Source organism: Liquorilactobacillus capillatus DSM 19910, assembly GCF_001434915.1.
Lineage (GTDB): Bacteria > Bacillota > Bacilli > Lactobacillales > Lactobacillaceae > Liquorilactobacillus > Liquorilactobacillus capillatus.
The window spans coordinates 1-423 of sequence record NZ_AZEF01000051.1; the positions used below are offsets into that span (position 1 = coordinate 1).

Genomic DNA, 423 nt, shown 5'->3' on the forward strand with positions numbered 1-423 from the left:
CCATTCTTATTAAGATTATTCTTATCACTAAACCAATTAATTATTACTTTTTCTAATCGCTCATGATTAGGCCTCTTGGTATCCTCTTTTAGCCTTTTCAAACAAGTTTCCTTACTAGTTTTCATAACTACTAACTCATATGGTAAAAATCTTAGTTGGTTGCGAATCATAGGTGTTAATTTTGTTGTTATTAAAAATAAACGAGTATAATTGTTATTTCTGATAAATTCATTTATTATGTCTAATCGCAGCTGTATTACAAATGAAATTAAGTTTTTACTCATTCTAGTATTAGTAAATGCATACATTAATTTATCAAAATCATAAAGCAAATCATTACTAGTAAGATGTCTTAAAACATATGTTGTTTTTCCAGAACAGGGAGCACCCATAACGACTATTATTTTTTTCATATCACTCGTC

Annotated in this window: 1 protein-coding gene; it reads right to left on the reverse strand. The window is 27.4% G+C overall.

What is annotated here, in order from left to right; translation table 11 throughout:
• Nucleotides 1-423: AAA family ATPase (locus FC81_RS11195; protein ID WP_235804678.1), on the reverse strand; the 423-nt coding region annotated here is incomplete at both ends.